The sequence below is a fragment of the Microbacterium testaceum StLB037 genome (assembly GCF_000202635.1).
In the GTDB taxonomy this organism is placed as follows: Bacteria; Actinomycetota; Actinomycetes; order Actinomycetales; family Microbacteriaceae; genus Microbacterium; species Microbacterium testaceum_F.
Genome location: NC_015125.1, coordinates 3,751,499 through 3,770,380 on the forward strand (window position 1 = coordinate 3,751,499; position 18,882 = coordinate 3,770,380).

Annotated in this window: 14 protein-coding genes; 8 read left to right on the plus strand and 6 right to left on the minus strand. The window is 68.8% G+C overall.

The window, feature by feature from the left end; translation table 11 throughout:
- Window positions 1-58: 58 nt before the first annotated feature.
- Entirely contained in the window at window positions 59-277 is a 219-nt protein-coding gene (locus MTES_RS17175; protein ID WP_013586552.1) for a DUF7455 domain-containing protein, read from the minus strand.
- Between the two features lie 166 nt (window positions 278-443).
- On the opposite strand from MTES_RS17175, the gene MTES_RS17180 reads away from it, so the two are divergent.
- Window positions 444-2,513 (plus strand): DNA gyrase/topoisomerase IV subunit B, encoded by a 2,070-nt coding sequence (locus MTES_RS17180; RefSeq protein WP_013586553.1) that lies wholly within the window; start codon window positions 444-446, stop codon window positions 2,511-2,513.
- 77 nt (window positions 2,514-2,590) lie between these two features.
- Here the strand turns inward: MTES_RS17180 and MTES_RS17185 are convergent, their stop codons facing one another.
- On the minus strand, window positions 2,591-5,044 hold the full coding sequence (locus MTES_RS17185; RefSeq protein ID WP_013586554.1) for a DNA gyrase/topoisomerase IV subunit A: 2,454 nt from the start codon (window positions 5,042-5,044) through the stop codon (window positions 2,591-2,593).
- Window positions 5,045-5,115: 71 nt separating this feature from the next.
- Here MTES_RS17185 and MTES_RS17190 point away from each other — a divergent pair, with 71 nt between their 5' ends.
- On the plus strand, window positions 5,116-6,243 hold the full coding sequence (locus MTES_RS17190; protein WP_013586555.1) for an alkaline phosphatase family protein: 1,128 nt from the start codon (window positions 5,116-5,118) through the stop codon (window positions 6,241-6,243).
- A 6-nt stretch (window positions 6,244-6,249) separates the two neighbouring features.
- Here the strand turns inward: MTES_RS17190 and sepH are convergent, their stop codons facing one another.
- The gene (sepH, locus tag MTES_RS17195; protein WP_043361659.1) at window positions 6,250-7,302 is read right to left on the minus strand and encodes a septation protein SepH; all 1,053 of its coding nucleotides are present in this window, start codon (window positions 7,300-7,302) and stop codon (window positions 6,250-6,252) included.
- 221 nt (window positions 7,303-7,523) lie between these two features.
- On the opposite strand from sepH, the gene MTES_RS17200 reads away from it, so the two are divergent.
- Window positions 7,524-7,817, plus strand: a complete 294-nt coding sequence (locus tag MTES_RS17200; protein ID WP_013586557.1) for a DUF4193 domain-containing protein — start codon at window positions 7,524-7,526, stop codon at window positions 7,815-7,817.
- On the opposite strand, the gene MTES_RS17205 is transcribed toward MTES_RS17200, so the two are convergent.
- Window positions 7,792-8,283, minus strand: coding sequence for a DUF3093 domain-containing protein (locus MTES_RS17205; RefSeq protein WP_013586558.1), 492 nt, complete (start codon window positions 8,281-8,283; stop codon window positions 7,792-7,794). The genes MTES_RS17200 and MTES_RS17205 overlap by 26 nt on opposite strands.
- A 12-nt stretch (window positions 8,284-8,295) precedes the next feature.
- Here MTES_RS17205 and dut point away from each other — a divergent pair, with 12 nt between their 5' ends.
- From dut to dxs, 5 genes are all read left to right on the plus strand, one after another.
- Window positions 8,296-8,751 carry a dUTP diphosphatase gene (gene dut, locus MTES_RS17210; protein ID WP_013586559.1) on the plus strand — a complete coding sequence of 152 codons (456 nt, stop codon included), beginning with the start codon at window positions 8,296-8,298 and terminating at the stop codon, window positions 8,749-8,751.
- A complete protein-coding gene (locus tag MTES_RS17215; RefSeq protein ID WP_013586560.1) occupies window positions 8,748-9,377 on the plus strand; it encodes a DUF3710 domain-containing protein in 630 nt (209 codons plus the stop codon). Before dut ends, MTES_RS17215 begins: the two co-directional genes overlap by 4 nt.
- On the plus strand, window positions 9,374-10,141 hold the full coding sequence (locus tag MTES_RS17220; RefSeq protein WP_013586561.1) for a DUF3159 domain-containing protein: 768 nt from the start codon (window positions 9,374-9,376) through the stop codon (window positions 10,139-10,141). The genes MTES_RS17215 and MTES_RS17220 overlap by 4 nt, the downstream gene beginning before the upstream one ends.
- 136 nt (window positions 10,142-10,277) lie before the next feature.
- The gene (gene acnA / locus MTES_RS17225) at window positions 10,278-13,118 is read left to right on the plus strand and encodes an aconitate hydratase AcnA (RefSeq protein WP_013586562.1); all 2,841 of its coding nucleotides are present in this window, start codon (window positions 10,278-10,280) and stop codon (window positions 13,116-13,118) included.
- Between the two features lie 245 nt (window positions 13,119-13,363).
- On the plus strand, window positions 13,364-15,310 hold the full coding sequence (dxs, locus tag MTES_RS17230; RefSeq protein ID WP_013586563.1) for a 1-deoxy-D-xylulose-5-phosphate synthase: 1,947 nt from the start codon (window positions 13,364-13,366) through the stop codon (window positions 15,308-15,310).
- A gap of 218 nt (window positions 15,311-15,528) precedes the next feature.
- Here the strand turns inward: dxs and MTES_RS17235 are convergent, their stop codons facing one another.
- Together MTES_RS17235 and MTES_RS17240 are read right to left on the minus strand one after the other, a co-directional pair.
- Window positions 15,529-17,667, minus strand: coding sequence for a 3-hydroxyacyl-CoA dehydrogenase NAD-binding domain-containing protein (locus MTES_RS17235; RefSeq protein WP_013586564.1), 2,139 nt, complete (start codon window positions 17,665-17,667; stop codon window positions 15,529-15,531).
- Window positions 17,664-18,872, minus strand: coding sequence for a thiolase family protein (locus MTES_RS17240; protein WP_013586565.1), 1,209 nt, complete (start codon window positions 18,870-18,872; stop codon window positions 17,664-17,666). Before MTES_RS17240 ends, MTES_RS17235 begins: the two co-directional genes overlap by 4 nt.
- Between the last annotated feature and the right edge of the window lie 10 nt (window positions 18,873-18,882).

Below are 18,882 nucleotides of genomic sequence, written 5' to 3' on the forward strand. Positions count from 1 at the left end.
CGAAAAAGGCCCCGTTCCGCGCCTGTCGACGCGGTCCCGGGGCCTGTTCCGAGGATTGTCAGTCAGCGGCGTTGAGCCGTGCGGTCTCGTCGTGCCACGAGGTGGCGATGCTGCGCAGCTTCTCTTCGTACTTGCGGCCGTGGTGCGCGCAGAACAGCAGTTCGCTGCCGTTGACCTCGGCGGCGATGTACGCCTGCGCGCCGCAGGAGTCACAGCGATCCGCCGCCGTCAGGCGGTGGTCGAGAACAGACGCTTCGGGTGCGGTCGTGGTGGTCATCTCGGGTGCCCTCCTCAAGTGGTCGTTGGGCGAGTCTCCATATACAACCACGGGGATGTTTCCCCTATGCCGCAGCTTGATCACATTTCGCTGTGCGCGTACGGTGACCCGACCCCGCTGTGTGTCTGCCAGGCGATGTCGGTGGCCCCGATTACGCTGGGAAATCGTGACGTCCGAGTACTCCGCCCATCATCTCCAGGTCCTCGAGGGCCTCGAAGCCGTTCGCAAGCGCCCGGGCATGTACATCGGCTCCACCGATTCCCGCGGACTCATGCACTGCCTGTGGGAGATCATCGACAACTCCGTCGACGAGGCCCTGGCCGGTCACGGCTCGCGGATCGACATCGTGCTGCACGCGGACGGCAGTGTCGAGGTGCGCGACCGCGCCCGTGGCATCCCGGTGGACGTCGAGCCCCGTACAGGTCTGACCGGCGTCGAGGTCGTCTTCACCAAGCTGCACGCCGGCGGTAAGTTCGGCGGCGGCTCGTACGCGGCCTCCGGTGGACTGCACGGTGTGGGCGCCTCGGTCGTCAACGCGCTGTCCGAACGCCTGGACGTCGAGGTCGACCGCGCCGGGAAGACCTACGCGATGTCGTTCCACCGCGGCGAGCCCGGGCAGTTCGCGGGGGACACCCCCGACTCGGAGTTCACCCCGTTCGAGCGCAGCAGCGAGCTGCGCGTGATCGGCAAGGCGCCGCGCGGCGTGACCGGCACGCGCATCCGTTACTGGGCCGACCGCCAGATCTTCACCAAGGACGCCGCCTTCGGCCTCGACGAGCTCGTGCAGCGCGTCCGCCAGACCGCGTTCCTCGTCCCGGGGCTCGAGATCGTCGTGCTCGACGAGCGGGGCGACGAGAAGGTCGAAACGAGTTACCGCTTCGACGGGGGTATCTCGGAGTTCGCGGAGTTCCTCGCCCCCGACGCCGCCGTCACCGATACCTGGCGACTCACCGGTACCGGCACGTTCACCGAGACCGTGCCGGTACTGCAACCCGGCGGATCGATGATCCCGACCGAGGTGCACCGCGAGTGCGAGGTCGACATCGCCGTGCGCTGGGGGACCGGCTACGACACCACGACCCGTTCGTTCGTCAACATCATCGCCACCCCCAAGGGCGGCACGCATCAGCAGGGCTTCGAGCAGGGGCTGATGAAGATCCTGCGCGCGCAGGTCGAGCAGAACGCCCGCAAGCTCAAGGTCGGGAACGACAAGATCGAGAAGGACGACCTGCTCGCGGGCCTTACGGCCGTGCTCACTGTGCGCCTCCCCGAGCCGCAGTTCGAGGGCCAGACCAAAGAGGTGCTCGGCACTCCCGCGGTGCGGCAGATCGTGGCATCCGTGGTTCAGAAGGAGCTCGCGGCGCGCTTCGCCTCGCCCAAGCGCGATGACAAGGCGCAGACGGCGCAGTTGCTCGAGAAGATCGTCTCCGAGATGAAGGCGCGCATCTCGGCACGCACCCACAAAGAGACGCAGCGACGCAAGAACGCGCTCGAGTCCTCGTCTCTGCCGGCGAAGCTCGTCGACTGTCGATCGAACGACGTCAACGACTCCGAGTTGTTCATCGTCGAGGGCGACTCGGCCCTGGGAACCGCGAAGCTCGCCCGTAACAGCGAGTACCAGGCCCTCCTGCCGATCCGCGGCAAGATCCTCAACACGCAGAAGGCGTCGATCAGCGACATGCTGGGCAACGCCGAGTGCGCCTCGATCATCCAGGTGATCGGCGCCGGCTCGGGCCGGTCGTTCGATCTCAGCGCGGCCCGCTACGGGAAGATCATCCTGATGAGCGACGCCGACGTCGACGGCGCCCACATCCGCACCCTGCTGCTGACACTCTTCTTCCGCTACATGCGGCCGCTCGTGGAGGAGGGCCGGGTCTTCGCCGCTGTGCCGCCCCTGCACCGCGTCGTCGTCATGAACCCCGGCTCGAAGCCGAACGAGACGATCTACACCTACAGCGAGCAGGAGCTGCACAACCTGCTCACCAAGCTCAAGCGCTCGAACAAGCGTTGGCAGGAGCCCGTGCAGCGCTACAAGGGCCTCGGAGAGATGGATGCCGACCAGCTCGCGACCACGACCATGGATCGCGCCGGGCGCACTCTGCGTCGCGTCCGTGTGCAGGACATGGAGGCGGCGGCATCCGTGTTCGATTTGCTGATGGGAAGCGACGTGGCCCCGCGCCGCGAGTTCATCATCGACTCGAGCGACCGTCTGGCGCGCGAGCGCATCGACGTTTGAACCGCGACCGGCGCGGGCTGACCATCTCGCCGGTCACGGGGCAAGAGGCCTTCGCGCGGAACCGCGAGTCGCGGCCGTCAGCGAACCGACGTGCCGATCGCGCCGATGACCGCGTCCAGCGGCTGCCCCGACGCGTCGCGCTTGGCGCCGCCCTCGGGGAGGGCCCGGACCGAGCCGTCCGTACCCACGGCGCGCGGATCGGTCCCGACCCACGCGAGCACGAGGGCGTCCTCGCCGCGGAGCAGACGCTGCGCGCGCACGCCCCCGGTCGCACGACCCTTCGCGGGGTACTCGGTGAACGCCGAGACCTTGGCGCTGCCCGCGTCGGTTCCGGGGAGCGCGGCGGTCGAACCCGCAACCGTGACGACGACGGCGTCGAACGCCGATGCTCCGATGACCGCGAACGCGATCACGCGCGCGCCATCCGACAACCGGATGCCGGCCATACCGCTCGCGGAGCGCCCCTGAGGGCGCACCGATGAGGCGTCGAAGCGCAGGAGCTGCGCGTCGCTGGCGACGAAGACCAGTTCGGCATTGTCGCCGGCGGGAGCGGCCCCGACCACGCGGTCACCATCGCGGAGGGCGATGATCTCGATCTCGGGCTTCGTGCCGAGCTCGCTCGCCGCGACGCGCTTCACCACCCCCTGCTCGGTGCCGAGAGCGATCGTCGGACCATCGCTCAGCGGGACGAGCGCGACCACAGTCTCACCCTTGGCCAGGGCGAGATACTGCTCGACCTTCGTCCCCGCCGCGAGCTGAACCGAGTTGGCCGGGACGGAGGGGAGGTCGACGGGGGAGAAGCGCACGAGACGGCCGGCCGAGGTGACGGCGCCGATCTCCCCGCGGGTGGTCGTGTCGACGGCGGAGCGGATCGCGTCGTGCTTCGATCGGCGCGTCGGCGGCACGACGCCCCCTGCGGGCGCGTCGGCGATGAGCTCGGCGCGGACCATACGGCCGGTGGCCGAGAGATACACGCGGCACGGCGCGTCCGCGATCTGCAGGTCGGCGGCGGCAGCGGCCTTCGCCGAGCGGGGCTGCACCGGACCGCCGTTGAGCAGCAGTGTCCGACGAGGAGTGCCGTAGGCCTCGGCAGCGGCGTCGAGTTCCTTCGCCACCTGCTGCCGCAGGAGCGTCTCACTACCGAGCAACTCCACGAGCTGAGCGATCTCGGCATTCAACTGGTCGCGCTCGGCCTCGAGCTCGATGCGGGAGAACTTCGTCAGACGACGCAGGCGCAGCTCGAGGATGTACTCGGCCTGCGGGTGCGAGAGGTCGAAGACCTCCTGCAGCTTCGTGCGGGCCTGCTCGCCGTCGTCGGACGAGCGGATGACCTGGATGACCTCGTCGATGTCGAGGATCGCGATGAGCAGGCCCTCGACGAGGTGAAGCCGCTCACGCTTGCGGGCCAGCCGATACTCGCTGCGACGGGTGACGACGCGAATGCGGTGGTCGATGTAGACGCGCAGCATGTCGCGCAGACCCAGCGTCTGGGGCTGCCCGTCGACCAGGGCGACGTTGTTGATGCCGAAGGAGTCCTCGAGCGGGGTGAGCCGGTAGAGCTGCTCCAGCACGGCCTTCGGATCGAACCCGGTCTTGATGCCGATGACCAGACGCAGCCCGTTGTTGCGGTCGGTGAGGTCGGTGACGTCGGCGATGCCGGTGAGCTTCTTCGCCTGGACGGCGTCCTTGATCTTCTCGATCACCCGCTCGGGTCCCACAAGGTAAGGGAGCTCTGTGATGACGATGCCGGTGCGGCGCGGGCCGAGCGACTCGATCGACGACTTCGCCCGCGTACGGAAGGAACCACGGCCGTTCGTGTAGGCATCCTTGATGCCGTCGAGGCCGACGATGATGCCACCCGAGGGGAGGTCGGGGCCGGGAACGAACTCCATGAGCTCTTCGACCGTGGCATCCGGATTCTGCAGGAGATGCGTCGCTGCGCCCACGACCTCGATGAGGTTGTGCGGCGCCATGTTGGTCGCCATGCCGACCGCGATGCCGGTCGCGCCGTTGACGAGGAGGTTTGGGAACGCCGCAGGGAGAACCTCGGGTTGCTGGAACTGACCGTCGTAGTTCGGGATGAAGTCGACGACGTCCTCGTCGAGGTTCTCCGTGAGTGCCAGGGCGGCTGCCGCCAGACGGGCCTCGGTGTATCGAGGGGCGGCGGGACCGTCGTCGAGCGAGCCGAAGTTGCCGTGCCCGTCGACGAGCGGGACCCGCAGCGAGAAGGCCTGCGCGAGGCGCACGAGCGCGTCGTAGATGGGCGCGTCGCCGTGGGGATGCAGCTTTCCCATCACCTCGCCGACCACGCGGGCGCTCTTGACGTGGCCGCGGTCGGGACGCAGCCCCATCTCGGCCATCTGATACAGGATGCGCCTCTGCACGGGCTTCAACCCGTCGCGGGCGTCGGGCAGAGCGCGCGAGTAGATGACCGAGTAGGCGTACTCGAGGAACGACCCCTGCATCTCGGTGGAGACATCGACATCTTCGATGCGCTCGGACACGGGGGAGGAGGAACGGGAATCGGGCATGGATGCGGCCTCGGGTCGGGCGGGCGTCACGTCAGGACGGGGATCGGGAGCCGTGTGGAAGACTTGCTCCGATGTCTCTCAGCCTACCGGCGGACCCGCCGCGTTCCCGGAGCCTCACCGGTGTGGTGGAGCAGTCGATCGCCGCACTGGAGGGCCGCTCCGACTGGTTCGCTCCCGCGCGCAGCGCGATCGTGTTCGTGGTCGACGGCCTCGGGGCCCACAACCTCGCCGCCCGTCGCGGACACGCGCGCTTCCTCGGCTCGGTGGGGGGCCGCCGGGATGTCGCGCGGACGGTCTTCCCCTCCACCACCGCCGCAGCTCTGACGAGCCTGTTGACCGGCACCGAGCCCGGAAGCCACGGCATCGTCGGCTACCGCGCCCGCATCCCGGGGACGAACGTCGCACCGAATCAGTTGCACGGGTGGGAGACCGACGGCCTCGACCCGAGAACCTGGCAGCGCAGCACACCGCTGATCGAGCGCGAGGTCGACGGCGGCCGGCCCTGTTTCGTCGTCTCACGGCCCGAGTACACGCGGACCGGCTTCACCGAAGCGACCCTGCGCGGCGCCCGTTTCGTGCCCTCGAACGACCTCGCCGAACGCGCGGCCACGGCCGCTGCCCTCGCGACGGAGCACGCGGGCGCGCTGATCTATCTGTACGCCCCCGAGCTCGACACGGCGGGCCATCGCGACGGGACGGAGTCCGACCGCTGGATCACCGCCCTCGAGCGTGTCGACGCCGCGGCACAGACCCTCGCCGCCGAGGCCGGCCCGACAACCGGCATCCTGGTCACCGCCGACCACGGGATGGTCGACGTCCCGGCCCACCGACATGTGCTCGTGGGCGACGGCGATCCGCTCGTCGACGGCGTCTCGCTCATCGGCGGCGAGCCGCGCATGCTGCACCTCTACACGGAGCCCGGACGAACGGATGCCGTGGCCGCGACGTGGCGAGACCGCGAGCACGCGCGGGCCTGGGTGATGACGCGCGACGAAGCCGTCGATGCGGGTCTGTTCGGCCGCGTCGCGGATGAGGTGCGGGAACGCATCGGAGACGTCATCGTCGCGGCCCGCGGTCGTTACGCCTACTACGACGATCGCGAGGCCGACAAGCGCCCGCAGAGCATGGTCGGCCAGCACGGTTCGCTCACCGACGAGGAGCGGACGGTGCCGCTCCTGAGGCTCGGCGCCTTCAGCTGAGGCCGCTCAGCTCTCGTCGGAGCGCGCGCCGAACACGATCTCGTCCCACGACGGCATCGAGGGGCGGCCCTTCGTACGACGGCCACCGTCACCCGCGGACGACGAGCTCGGGGACGGCGTGGTCTCCGCTTCCGGGGACGACTCGGCCGCCGGATCCGTGTAACCGGGCTCGAGAGCGTCGAACAGCGCGACCGGGGCACCCACGGGTCGCGTCGACGTGGGCTCCGGCGCCGCCGTGCCGGGCAGGGGCTCGCGCTGTCCTCGACGGCGGCGCAGCGCCTCGAGGAGATCGGCGGTCTCGGACGACGTCACGGGCACGTCGGGGGCGCGCTTGATCGCCGCGGCCTGCACCGCTGCGGCGACGGGACCCGTGGCCTCCACGCCCGGTTCGTCCTCGATGTCGATCTTGCGCGGGCCGAACGAACCGCTGTCGAAACGTGACTCGTCTTTGGGGAGCGGGCTGTCCAGGGCGCGCAGTCGCGGAATGAGGCCTTCGGGGAGCGAGCCCTGGCGCGACAGCTGGATCGCGTCGGAGTTCTGCGGCGACAGAGTGCTGCGGCGGGGGTCGAAGCTCCAGCGCGCGTCATGGTCGATCCCGTTCGCAGTGAACTCCAGCTTGACCATCCAGCCGGAGGATTCCTTCCAGCTGGTCCAGCGCTCCGCGGATGCGCCGGCCTCGGCGAGCTTCGCGCGGACCGCGGTGCCGAAGGTGATGGGGGAGTCGTGCTCGAGCGCGCCCCCGAGGAGCACGGGCACGGCCAGAGCCTGGGCGACGACGTGCTCGCGCTCGGCGAGCACGGGGCCTTCGAACCGCTCGATGTCCTCGATGCGCGCGTTCAGCAGCGTGGCGACTTCGCGGGCCGTGAGACCGGAGCGGATGTGCGCCTGGATCTCGCGAGGGCTGGGACGGGGTCCACGATCATCCTCGTCGCGGTCCCGACGCGCCCGGCGCGCTTGCACGCGCATGACCTCGTCGAGAGCGAGGGCGAAGCGTTCACCTGATTCGGTCGCGACGACGAGGACGTCATCTTCGGTTCCGATGACTTTGAGCTGCTCCATGCGAAACACCCCTCCGATCTGCGGTCGACGCCCATGCTGACACGGCGCTCTCCCGGTTCCGGGAATATCGCGGGCGCGCCGCGAGTTTCAGGCCTCGCCCGAAACGCAACCCGTCTCGAGAGCATTTGCTTATCGAGGTCGGGTCATGCAAACTATGGCCGCCCGATCGGGTACCCGACGGCGCACAGCACCACAATCACCGGAAGTAGAGACCAGCACGCATGGCGACCGATTACGACGCACCGCGCAAGACCGAGGACGACAGCGAGTCGATCGAGGCCCTCAAGGAGCGCGTGCCCGACAAGACGTCGGGATCGATCGACAACGAGGATGCCGACAACCCTTCGGGCTTCGAACTGCCCGGGGCCGACCTGTCCGACATCGAACTCGACGTCGTCGTCCTCCCGCCGCAGGAAGATGAGTTCACCTGCATGAACTGCTTCCTCGTCAAGCACCGCTCACAGATCGATCATGAGAGCGGCAACGGCTTCATCTGCGCGGAGTGCGCAGCCTGAGCTGAGCACGTTGGATCGCCGCCACCAGGCGATCCGGCGTCCGGGTGGATACCACCCACGAAGGAGTCGGATCCTCGGGGTCGGTCACGGGAACCGTGACGACCCCGTCGATACCGCCCCGGATCACATGCCACGCCCGGTGGTCGAGACCACTCCCACGGGCCGTGCGCGCCGCATCGCCCTCCACGCCGAACGGTTCCCCGAGCACGTCGACCGGGATGTGCGCTCGACCGGCTCGCAGCTCGCCGTCGCGGATCTCGACGATCGGCGACAGCAGGACGAGTGCGGCCACGATCCCCACCGCGACGACCAGCCCGACGACGAGGGCGAAGGTCGTGTTGACGGGGGAGAACACCAGCGCAGCCATGGGCCCGCAGACAGCGGCGGCGACCAGCGCCCACAGGGACGGGCTGAGGCGCTCGCGATACTCGACTCCGGTGCGGATACCGCACCCCCTCTTCTGCATTACCCTCGTGGGGTGACCGAAACGGTGGACGTCCCAATTGTCGCATCCGAGCCCCCGGTCTTCGCTCACCCGGGCGACGCCGGAGCCGACCTGACCTCCGCGGAGGCCGTGCGTCTCGAGCCCGGTCGTCGCGCGCTCGTGTCCACGGGGGTGCGCATCGCCCTCCCCGAGGGATTCGCCGCCTTCGTCGTCCCCCGTAGCGGCCTCGCCGCCAAGCACGGCATCACGATCGTGAACTCCCCGGGCACGATCGACGCCGGGTACCGCGGCGAGATCAAGGTGGCGCTGCTCAACACCGACCTCGACGAGGCCTACGACATCGCCGTAGGCGATCGCATCGCCCAGCTCATCGTGATGCCCGTCCCACCCGTGCGCTTCGTCCCCGTCGACGACCTTCCCGACAGCGTGCGCGGCGAGGGCGGCTTCGGATCGAGTGGATACCAGAACCTGCAAGGGAGCACCCGATGACCGACGACGCCCAGCCCACCATCGAGCCGGAAGATGCCGGCCTCGAGCTGGCCCTCACGGCCAAGAGCGCCCCGATCGACCGCGACAGCGCCGGCCCGTTCGACGAGGCCGAGGCGAACCCCGTCCGGCCCTACATCGACCTCGGCGGCATCAAGATCCTCCCGCGCGAGGGTCTGAACCTGCGCCTCGAGGTCGAGGAGCAGACCAAGCGCATCGTGGCCGTGGGCCTCGATTACGCCGACTCGACGCTCCAGGTGCAGCCGTTCGCCGCTCCGCGCACGAGCGGCCTGTGGGGCGAGACGCGCGAGCAGATCCGCCAGCAGGTGAAGCAGCAGGGCGGTCGCGTCGAGGAGCGTGAGGGACCCCTCGGCCCCGAGCTCCTCGCCGAGGTCCCCGTCATGGGCACCCCGGACGGCGCGGGCAAGCGCCTCGCGCGCTTCGTCGGCGTCGACGGCCCGCGCTGGTTCCTCCGCGGCGTGATCGGCGGAGCGGCCACCACCGACGTCGAGGCGGCCGCCGCGATCGAAGACCTCTATCGGTCGATCGTGGTCGTGCGGGGCGGCTCGCCGATGCCCCCGCGCGATCTCATCCCGCTCCGGATGCCGGCCACCCCCGGCACGACATGAGCGACGACGCGGCACGGCCGGCCCGCGACGGCGAGAGCGTCCCGCTCGAACCGCCCGCCGCGGCGGACACGCTCGGCGCCGCACTCGGCAACGCCGCGCGACGCGCGGGACTCGACCCGGCCGCCCATGCCTCGACCGGCTCCGCCGTCTGGTCGGCGATGGGCGGGTGGCGCGGCATCCTGGAATCCGTCCTGCCGTCGTTGGCGTTCGTGATCCTCTTCACCGTCACGATCGACCCCGAGACGCGCCAGGGCAACCTGTGGCTCAGTCTCGGCGTCTCGGTCGGCCTCGCGGTGGTGTTCACGGTCGCGCGTCTGATCGCCAAGTCCCCGCCGAGCGCCGCGATCGGAGGACTCCTCGCGACGGTGGCCGCCGCGGTGCTCGCGCTGGTGACCGGTCGCGGGCAGGACAACTTCGTCTTCGGGTTCTTCACGAACGGGGCGTACGGTACGGCTTTCCTCGTGTCGGCCCTGGTGGGCTGGCCCCTGATCGGGCTCGCGGCGGGGTATCTGACGGGCGAGGGGACGCGGTGGAGGGCCGATCGGCGCAAGCGCCGCGCCTACATGTGGCTGTCGATCGCGTGGGCGGCCCTGTTCGCCGCGCGGCTCATCGTCCAGCTGCCGTTGTACTTCGCCGGCGACGTCGTCGCCCTCGGAACGCTGAAGATCGTCATGGGCCTTCCGCTGTTCGCCCCGATGCTCGCGGTGACCTGGTTGACGGTCCGCGCCCTGGGCCCGGCTCGCTCCGTTGCGAGCGAAGACTGATACATTTATCTTGATATCAAGATAAATACCCGTCTTCCGAGCGGTTAGGTCGGCCTTCCTGGCAGGGACCGAGCAGCGCGGGGAAGATGGGATTGGCGGGCTGACGCCTGCGCATTCGCCGACGAAGGAGACGATCGTGTCCACGGTTGACAGCTTCGGTGCCAAGAGCACCCTGACAGTCGGCAGCACCGACTACGAGATCTTCCGCATCGACACGGTCGCCGGTCACGAGAAGCTCCCGTTCAGCCTGAAGGTGCTGCTCGAGAACCTTCTCCGCACCGAGGATGGCGCCAACGTCACCAAGGAGCAGATCGAGGCCCTCGGCTCGTGGGTGCCCACGGCCGACCCCGACACCGAGATCCAGTTCACCCCGGCCCGTGTGGTCATGCAGGACTTCACCGGCGTGCCCTGCATCGTCGACCTCGCCACCATGCGCGAGGCCGTGACCGCCCTCGGTGGCGACCCCAACAAGATCAACCCGCTCTCGCCCGCCGAGATGGTCATCGACCACTCGGTCATCGCCGACCTGTTCGGCAGCGAGAACGCCCTCGAGCGCAACGTCGAGATCGAGTACGAGCGCAACGGCGAGCGGTACCAGTTCCTGCGCTGGGGCCAGACGGCCTTCGACGACTTCAAGGTCGTGCCCCCGGGCACCGGCATCGTGCACCAGGTCAACATCGAGCACCTGGCGAAGGTCATCTACGACCGCACCGTCGACGGTGTGCTCCGCGCCTACCCCGACACCTGCGTCGGCACCGACTCGCACACCACCATGGTGAACGGCCTGGGCGTGCTCGGCTGGGGCGTCGGCGGCATCGAAGCCGAGGCGGCCATGCTCGGCCAGCCCGTGTCGATGCTCATCCCGCGCGTCGTCGGCTTCAAGCTCTCCGGCGAGATCCCCGCCGGCGTGACGGCGACCGACGTCGTGCTCACGATCACCGACATGCTCCGCAAGCACGGCGTCGTCGGCAAGTTCGTCGAGTTCTACGGCGAAGGTGTGGCCTCGGTGCCGCTCGCGAACCGCGCCACGATCGGCAACATGAGCCCCGAGTTCGGCTCGACCGCGGCGATGTTCCCCATCGACGACGTCACGCTCGACTACCTGCGCCTGACCGGTCGCGACGAGCAGACCGTCGCCCTCGTCGAGGCGTACGCCAAGGAGCAGAAGCTCTGGCACGACCCGGCCCGCGAGCTCGTGTTCAGCGAGTACATGGAGCTCGACCTCTCGACGGTCGTCCCCTCGATCGCCGGCCCCAAGCGTCCGCAGGACCGCATCCTCCTCTCCGAGGCGAAGTCGCAGTTCGAGAAGGACATCCTGAACTACGCGGATGCCTCGGTCTCGGACTCCATCGTCGATCTCGAGGTCGACGGCACCTTCCCGGCATCCGACCCGGGCGCCGTCCCCGGCGAAGAGACCGAGGACGTCACCGGCGGCGATGTCCTGATCTCCTCGGGTCACCCCGTGAACGCCTCGAACCCGGTCAAGGTCACCACCCCCGACGGGCAGTCGTACCTGCTCGACAACGGTGCTGTCACGCTCGCGGCGATCACCTCGTGCACCAACACCTCGAACCCCTCGGTCATGATCGCGGCGGGCCTGCTCGCCAAGAACGCCGTCGACAAGGGACTCAAGCGCAAGCCGTGGGTCAAGACGACGCTCGGACCCGGCTCGAAGGTCGTCACCGACTACTACGAGAAGTCCGGCCTCGACAAGGCGCTCGAGGGTCTCGACTTCTACACCGTCGGCTACGGCTGCACGATCTGCATCGGCAACTCGGGTCCGCTCATCGAAGAGGTCTCCGAGGCGATCAACGAGAACGACCTCGCCGTCACGGCTGTGCTCTCGGGTAACCGCAACTTCGAAGGGCGCATCAGCCCCGACGTGAAGATGAACTACCTGGCATCCCCTCCGCTGGTTGTCGCGTACGCCCTGGCCGGGTCGATGAACTTCGACTTCGAGACCGACGCGCTCGGCAAGGACCAGAACGGCGACGACGTCTTCCTCAAGGACATCTGGCCGGCCCCCGACCAGGTGCAGACGATCATCGACGCATCGATCTCGCGCGAGCAGTTCATCCAGCAGTACGCCACCGTCTTCGAGGGCGACGAGCGCTGGAAGAACCTGCCCACCCCGACCGGTCCGGTCTTCGAGTGGGATGCCGACTCCACCTACGTGCGGAAGGCGCCCTACTTCGACGGCATGTCGATGGAGCCCTCGCCGGTCACCGACATCACCGGAGCGCGGGTCATGGCGACCCTCGGCGACTCGGTCACCACCGACCACATCAGCCCCGCCGGCAACATCAAGGCCGGGACCCCCGCCGCGCAGTACCTCATGGAACACGGCGTCGCGCAGAAGGACTTCAACTCCTACGGCTCGCGCCGCGGTAACCACGAGGTCATGATCCGCGGCACGTTCGCCAACATCCGCCTGAAGAACGAGATGGTCGCCGCCGTCAACGACGGTCAGATCATCGAGGGTGGCTACACCCGCGACTTCACGCAGGAGGGCGGCCCGCAGTCGTACATCTACGACGCGAGCCAGAACTACCAGGCGCAGGGCACCCCGCTCGTCATCTTCGGCGGCAAGGAGTACGGCTCGGGCTCGTCGCGCGACTGGGCGGCCAAGGGCACCAACCTGCTCGGGGTCAAGGCCGTCATCACCGAGAGCTTCGAGCGCATCCACCGCTCGAACCTCATCGGAATGGGCGTCGTGCCGCTGCAGTTCCCCGCCGGCGAGAGCTGGAAGTCGCTGGGCCTCGACGGCACCGAGATCGTCTCGATCGAGGGCCTCGAGCAGCTCAACGAGGGCGTCACGCCGAAGACCGTGAAGGTCACGGCCGAGCCGAGCGAGTTCTCGCCCGAGGGCAAGCAGACCATCACGTTCGACGCCGTGGTCCGCATCGACACCCCCGGAGAGGCCGACTACTACCGCAACGGCGGCATCCTGCAGTACGTGCTGCGTTCGCTGGTCTGATCGCCGCATCGTCCGAGCGCCCGTCCCGATCCGTCGGGGCGGGCGCTCGTCGCTTGCGACCGTCCCTCCGTGCACGGACGAACGCTCTCCGAGCGCACTTCTTCGCGCAGCGAGCATCCATCGCGAGGAGCGGGCGAGACCACTGATCGCGCCGTCCCGCAAGCCGTTGCCGGGCCCGGACGAGCCCCGAAGACTAGAATCGACAAGTACGCACGTTCCCGCGCGCACAGCACGAGAGGAGTCTTATGGCTCTCCTACCCGGCATTCACGGCCCCCGTGACCTCGACGACCTGAACCCCGATCAACTGCGCCAGCTGGCCGCGGAGGTCCGCGCGTTCCTCGTCGAGAACGTCTCCCGCACCGGCGGGCACCTCGGCCCGAACCTCGGCGTCGTCGAATTGACGATCGCCCTGCACAAGGTCTTCGATTCCCCGGCCGACCCGATCATCTTCGACACGGGCCACCAGTCCTACGTGCACAAGATGCTGACCGGCCGTCAGGACTTCGTGAACCTCCGCTCGCGCGGGGGCCTCGCGGGTTACCCGCAGCGCTCGGAGAGCGAACACGACATCGTCGAGTCCTCGCACGCGTCGAGCTCGCTCAGCTGGGCCGACGGGGTCTCGCGCGCGTTCAGCCGTACGGGACGACGGGACCGACACGTCGTCGCCGTCGTGGGCGACGGCGCGCTCACCGGCGGCATGACGTGGGAGGCGCTGAACAACATCAGCGACGACAACGACCGCAACCTCGTGATCGTCGTCAACGACAACGGCCGTTCCTACGCGCCGACGATCGGCGGCATGGCGCGGTACCTCAACCGGGTCCGCACGAACGACGCGTACCGCACGCTGCACCGCAACTCGGACACGCTCTTCCGTCGCCTCGGTCCGGCCGCCCGCGCCGTCTACCGTGGTGTCCGCGGCGGCACGCACGGCTTCCTTTCGCGCTTCACGAACAACGAGGCGCTCTACAGCAACCTCGACATCAAGTACCTCGGCCCGATCGACGGGCACGACTTCGAGTCGCTTATCGAGACGCTCGAGCTCGCCAAGTCGTACGGTGCTCCCGTCATCGTCCACGCGATCACCGACAAGGGCAGCGGCTACGCCCCGGCGATGAGCGACGAGGCGGACCAGTTCCACGCCGTGGGCAAGATCGATCCGATCACGGGCGAAGCGCTCGGTGCAGGCGGTGGCCCGCAGTGGACCGACGTCTTCGCCGAGGAGCTCACCGCCGTCGGCGCCGAACGAGACGACGTGATCGCGATGACGGCCGCGATGCTGCGACCGACGGGCCTCCAGCAGTTCGCGGAGCGCTTCCCCGAGCGTGTCTACGACGTGGGTATCGCCGAGCAGCACGCGGTCGCGTCCGCCGCTGGCCTCGCCTTCGGTGGGCTTCACCCCGTCGTCGCGATCTACGCCACGTTCATGAACCGCGCGTTCGACCAGGTCATGATGGACGTCGCCCTCCACAAGGCGGGCGTCACCTTCGTCCTCGACCGTGCCGGCGTGACCGGCCCCGACGGTCCGAGCCACCACGGCATCTGGGATCTGGCGATGCTGCAGCTGGTCCCCGGCATCCGCATCGCCGCTCCGCGCGACGCCGCGCGCCTGCGCGAGGAGTTCCGCGAGTCCACCGCGATCGAAGACGCACCGACCGTCGTGCGCTACCCGAAGGGCAAGGTCCCCGCGGATCTCGAGGCCGTCGAACGCCTCGCCGACGGCGTCGACGTGCTCGCCCGCGGCTCGAGCGAGGACGTGCTGCTCGTCGGCATCGGCCCGATGGTCCACCTCGCGATGGAGGTCGCCGAGCGGCTCCGCGCCCAGGGCATCGGCGCCACGGTCATCGATCCTCGCTGGGCCATTCCCGTGCAGCCCTCGGTCATCGAGCTCGCGCGCGAGCACCGCCTCGTCATCACGATCGAAGACGGCATCCGTGTCGGTGGCGTCGGCACGCGCGTTCGTCAGGTGCTCCGCGAAGCCGGCGTCGACACGGCCGTCGACGAGCTCGGCATCCCGGACGAGTTCATCGACCACGCCACACGCGAGCAGATTCTGGAGGATGCCGGGCTCACGGCATCCAAGATCGCCCATGACGTGGTCGCTCAGGTCCTCGGTACTCGCATCCCGGTCGCCCGTCAGACGCCGACGGGCTCGATCCCGACGATCGAGTGGGAGAAGTCGCGCCCGTAGGCGCTCGATCGACCACGAACAGGCCGGGATGCCGATATCCCGGCCTGTTCCGCGTGTGCGGGCGCATCCCCACCGTCACGAGAACAGGGCAATGCACCGAGAACAGGCCAGTACGCCCATACGCGGCCTGTTCTCGTCGCTTCGCCTGTCCTCGTGACCGCCGCACGAACGACAGCGGCGCCGCCCCCGAAGGAGCGGCGCCGCTGTCGTACCGGGGGTCAGGCCCCGATGCCGCGGATGGGCGGGTGGTGGAACGTGTCGCCGAAGGCGCGCTCCGATGCTCCCTCGCGGTCGAGGTAGGGCGAGGCCCCTCCGTCGATGAAGGGCCAGCCGGCACCGAGGATGAGGCACAGGTCGATGTCCTGCACCTCGGGGACCACACCCTCGTCGAGCATGATCTTGATCTCCTGCGCGAGGCCGTCCTGCACGCGGGCGAGGATTGTCTCGGGCGCGACGGGCGTCTTGCCGGTCACGAGCACCTTCTGCGCGGCCTTCGTCCAGCCGGTCACGCGTCCGCCCTTGTCCTTCTCGACGACCTCGGGAAGCGCGGCGAGCTCGTGGAAGTTCTCCGACGAGAAGAACCGGTCGGGGAACGCGTGCGCCATCGTGTCCTGCACGTGCGCCGCGACCTTCCAGCCGACGAGGTCGATGAGCTGGAACGGACCCATCGGCAGCCCGAGCGGAGCGAACGCCTTCTCCACGACCGTGATCGGCGTGCCCTCGTACACGGCGCGCGCGGCCTCGCCCATGACCTTGGCCAGCAGACGGTTCACGACGAAGCCGGGCGCGTCGGCGGTGAGCACCGCGTTCTTACCCAGGCCCTTCGCGACGACGAACGCCGTCGACAGAGCGGCGTCGGAGGTGGCATCCGTCTTCACGACCTCGATGAGCGGCATGACCGCGACCGGGTTGAAGAAGTGGAAGCCCACGAGACGTTCGGGGTTCTGCAGCACCGAACCGATCTCCGCGACCGAGAGCGACGAGGTGTTGGTCGCGAGGATCGCGTCGTCCGCGACGATCTTCTCGATGGACGAGAACACCTCCTGCTTGACCCCGACCTCCTCGAACACTGCCTCGATGACGAAGTCGCAGTCGGCGAACTCCGAGCGATCGGTGGTGCCGTGCACGAGGGCGCGCAGCTGGTTGGCGGTGTCGCCGTCCAAGCGGCCCTTGGCCTCGAGCTTGCCGATCTCCTCGCGGATGGATGCCACGCCCTTGTCGACGCGTCCCTGATCGAGGTCGGTGATGACGACCGGCACCCGGAGCTTGCGCACGAACAGCAGCGCGAACTGCGAGGCCATGAGCCCGGCGCCGATGACGCCGACCTTCGTGACCTTCTTCGCGAGCGCCTTGTCGGGGGCCCCGACCGGACGCTTGGCGCGCTTCTGCACGAGGTCGAAGGCGTACATGGATGCCGCGAACTGGTCGCCCGTGATGAGGTCGGCGAGAGCCTCGTCCTCGCGCGCGAAGCCCTCGGCCTTGGTGCCGCTCTTCGCCTTGTCGAGCAGGTCGAGGGCGACATAGGGGGAGCGGGGAACGGTCCCGATCTTCGACTCGAGCATCCCGCGCGCCATCTTGATGGCGATGGGCCACTTGGTCAGGCGCTCCAGCTTGCCCGGCTCGTTCTTCCGCTCGACGCGCACCCGACCGGTGAGCACGCCGTCAGCCCAGCGCAGCGAGTCCTCGAGGTAGGAGGCCGCCGGGAAGATGGCATCCATGATCCCCAGGTCGAAGGCCTGCTGGGGCTTGAGCATCCGGTTCTGCTTCAGCGGATTCGAGATGACGACCTCGAGCGCGTTCTCGATGCCGATGAGGTTCGGCAGCAGGTAGGCGCCGCCCCAGCCGGGGATGATGCCGAGGAACACCTCGGGCAGCGCGATCGCCGCGGCCGAGGAGTCGACCGTGCGGTAGGTCGAGTTCAGCGCGATCTCGAGACCGCCGCCGAGGGCGAGGCCGTTCACGAACGCGAACGAGGGCACGCCGAGCTCCGACAGCGAACCGATCACCTGGTGTCCGCGCTGCGCGATGAGGCGGGCGACGTCTTTCGACGGCAGCTTCGCGACGTCGGAGAGGTCGGCGCCCGCGGCGAGGATGTACTGCTTGCCGGTGATCGCGACCGCGTGGATCTCTCCCGCGGCAGCGCGCTTCTTCAGCGTCTCGAGCGTCTGCCCGAGTTCAGCCAGGGTCGCCGGCCCGAGCGTGTTCGGTCGGGTGTGGTCGCGCCCGTTGTCGAGCGTGATCAGCGCGAGCACGTTGCCCGAGGGCAGGCGCACGTCGCGGACGGGGGAGTGGGTCACCACCTCGTCACCCGTCAGGGCGTCGAGGGGCGTGAAGTCGATCGAGGTGTAGTCGGTCACTTGCGCTTCTTCTTTCCGTCGAAGAACGGGTTCTCCCAGATGACCGACCCGCCCTGGCCGAGCCCCACGCACATCGCGGTGAGACCGTAGCGGACATCGGGACGCTCGGCGAACTGCGCCGCCAGCTGGATCATGAGACGGACTCCGGATGCCGCGAGCGGGTGGCCCACGGCGATCGCACCGCCCCACGGGTTGACGCGCGGGTCGTCGTCGGCGATGCCGAAGTGATCGAGCAGCGAGATGACCTGGATGGCGAACGCTTCGTTCAGTTCGAAGAGGCCGATGTCGTCAATCGTGAGACCGGCCTTCTTGAGCGCCTTCTCGGTCGACGGGATCGGGCCGATCCCCATGATCTCGGGCTCGACGCCCGCGAAGGCGAACGACACCATGCGCATCTTGGGCGCGAGACCGAACTCCTTCACGGCATCGGCTCCGGCGAGCAGGCTGATGGTCGCGCCGTCCGTGAGGGGCGACGACGTGCCGGCCGTCACGCGCCCGTGCGGCCGGAACGGGGTCTTGAGCGTCGCGAGACCCTCGACGGTGGTCTCGGGGCGGCGCCCCTCGTCCTCGGTGGCGAGGCCCCACGCGCCGTCGGCGTCCTTGACGGCCACCGGGACGAGGTCGGGCTGGATCTTGCCGGCCTCGTACGCGGCCTGCACCTTGTGCTGGCTCGCGGCGCCGTAACGGTCGGCGCGTTCCTTCGTCAGATGGGGGAACCGGTCGTGGATGCGCTCGGCCGTGACGCCCATGTTCAGCGCGCCCGGGTCGACGAGCTTCTCCGCCACGAAGCGCGGATTCGGATCGACGTTGCCCCCGATGGGGTGGCGGCCCATGTGCTCGACGCCACCCGCGAGGGCGAGGTCGTACATGCCGACACCGATCGAGGCCCCCATGGTCGTCACGCTCGTCATGGCGCCGGCGCACATGCGCTCGATCGCCAGGCCCGGCACCGTCATGGGCAGACCCGCGAGGATCGCCGCCGTCCGGCCGAGGGTGAGTCCCTGGTCACCGGTCTGCGACGTCGCGGCGATGGCCACGTCGTCGATCCGGTCCTTCGGCACGTCGCCGTTGCGCTCCATCAACCCGATGATCGCCTTGACGACCAAGTCGTCCGCGCGGGTGTTCCAGTACATGCCCTTCTCGCCGGCGCGCCCGAAAGGGGTGCGCATTCCGTCGACGAAGAAGACGTCCGTCATCTCGGCCACTCTGCCTCCA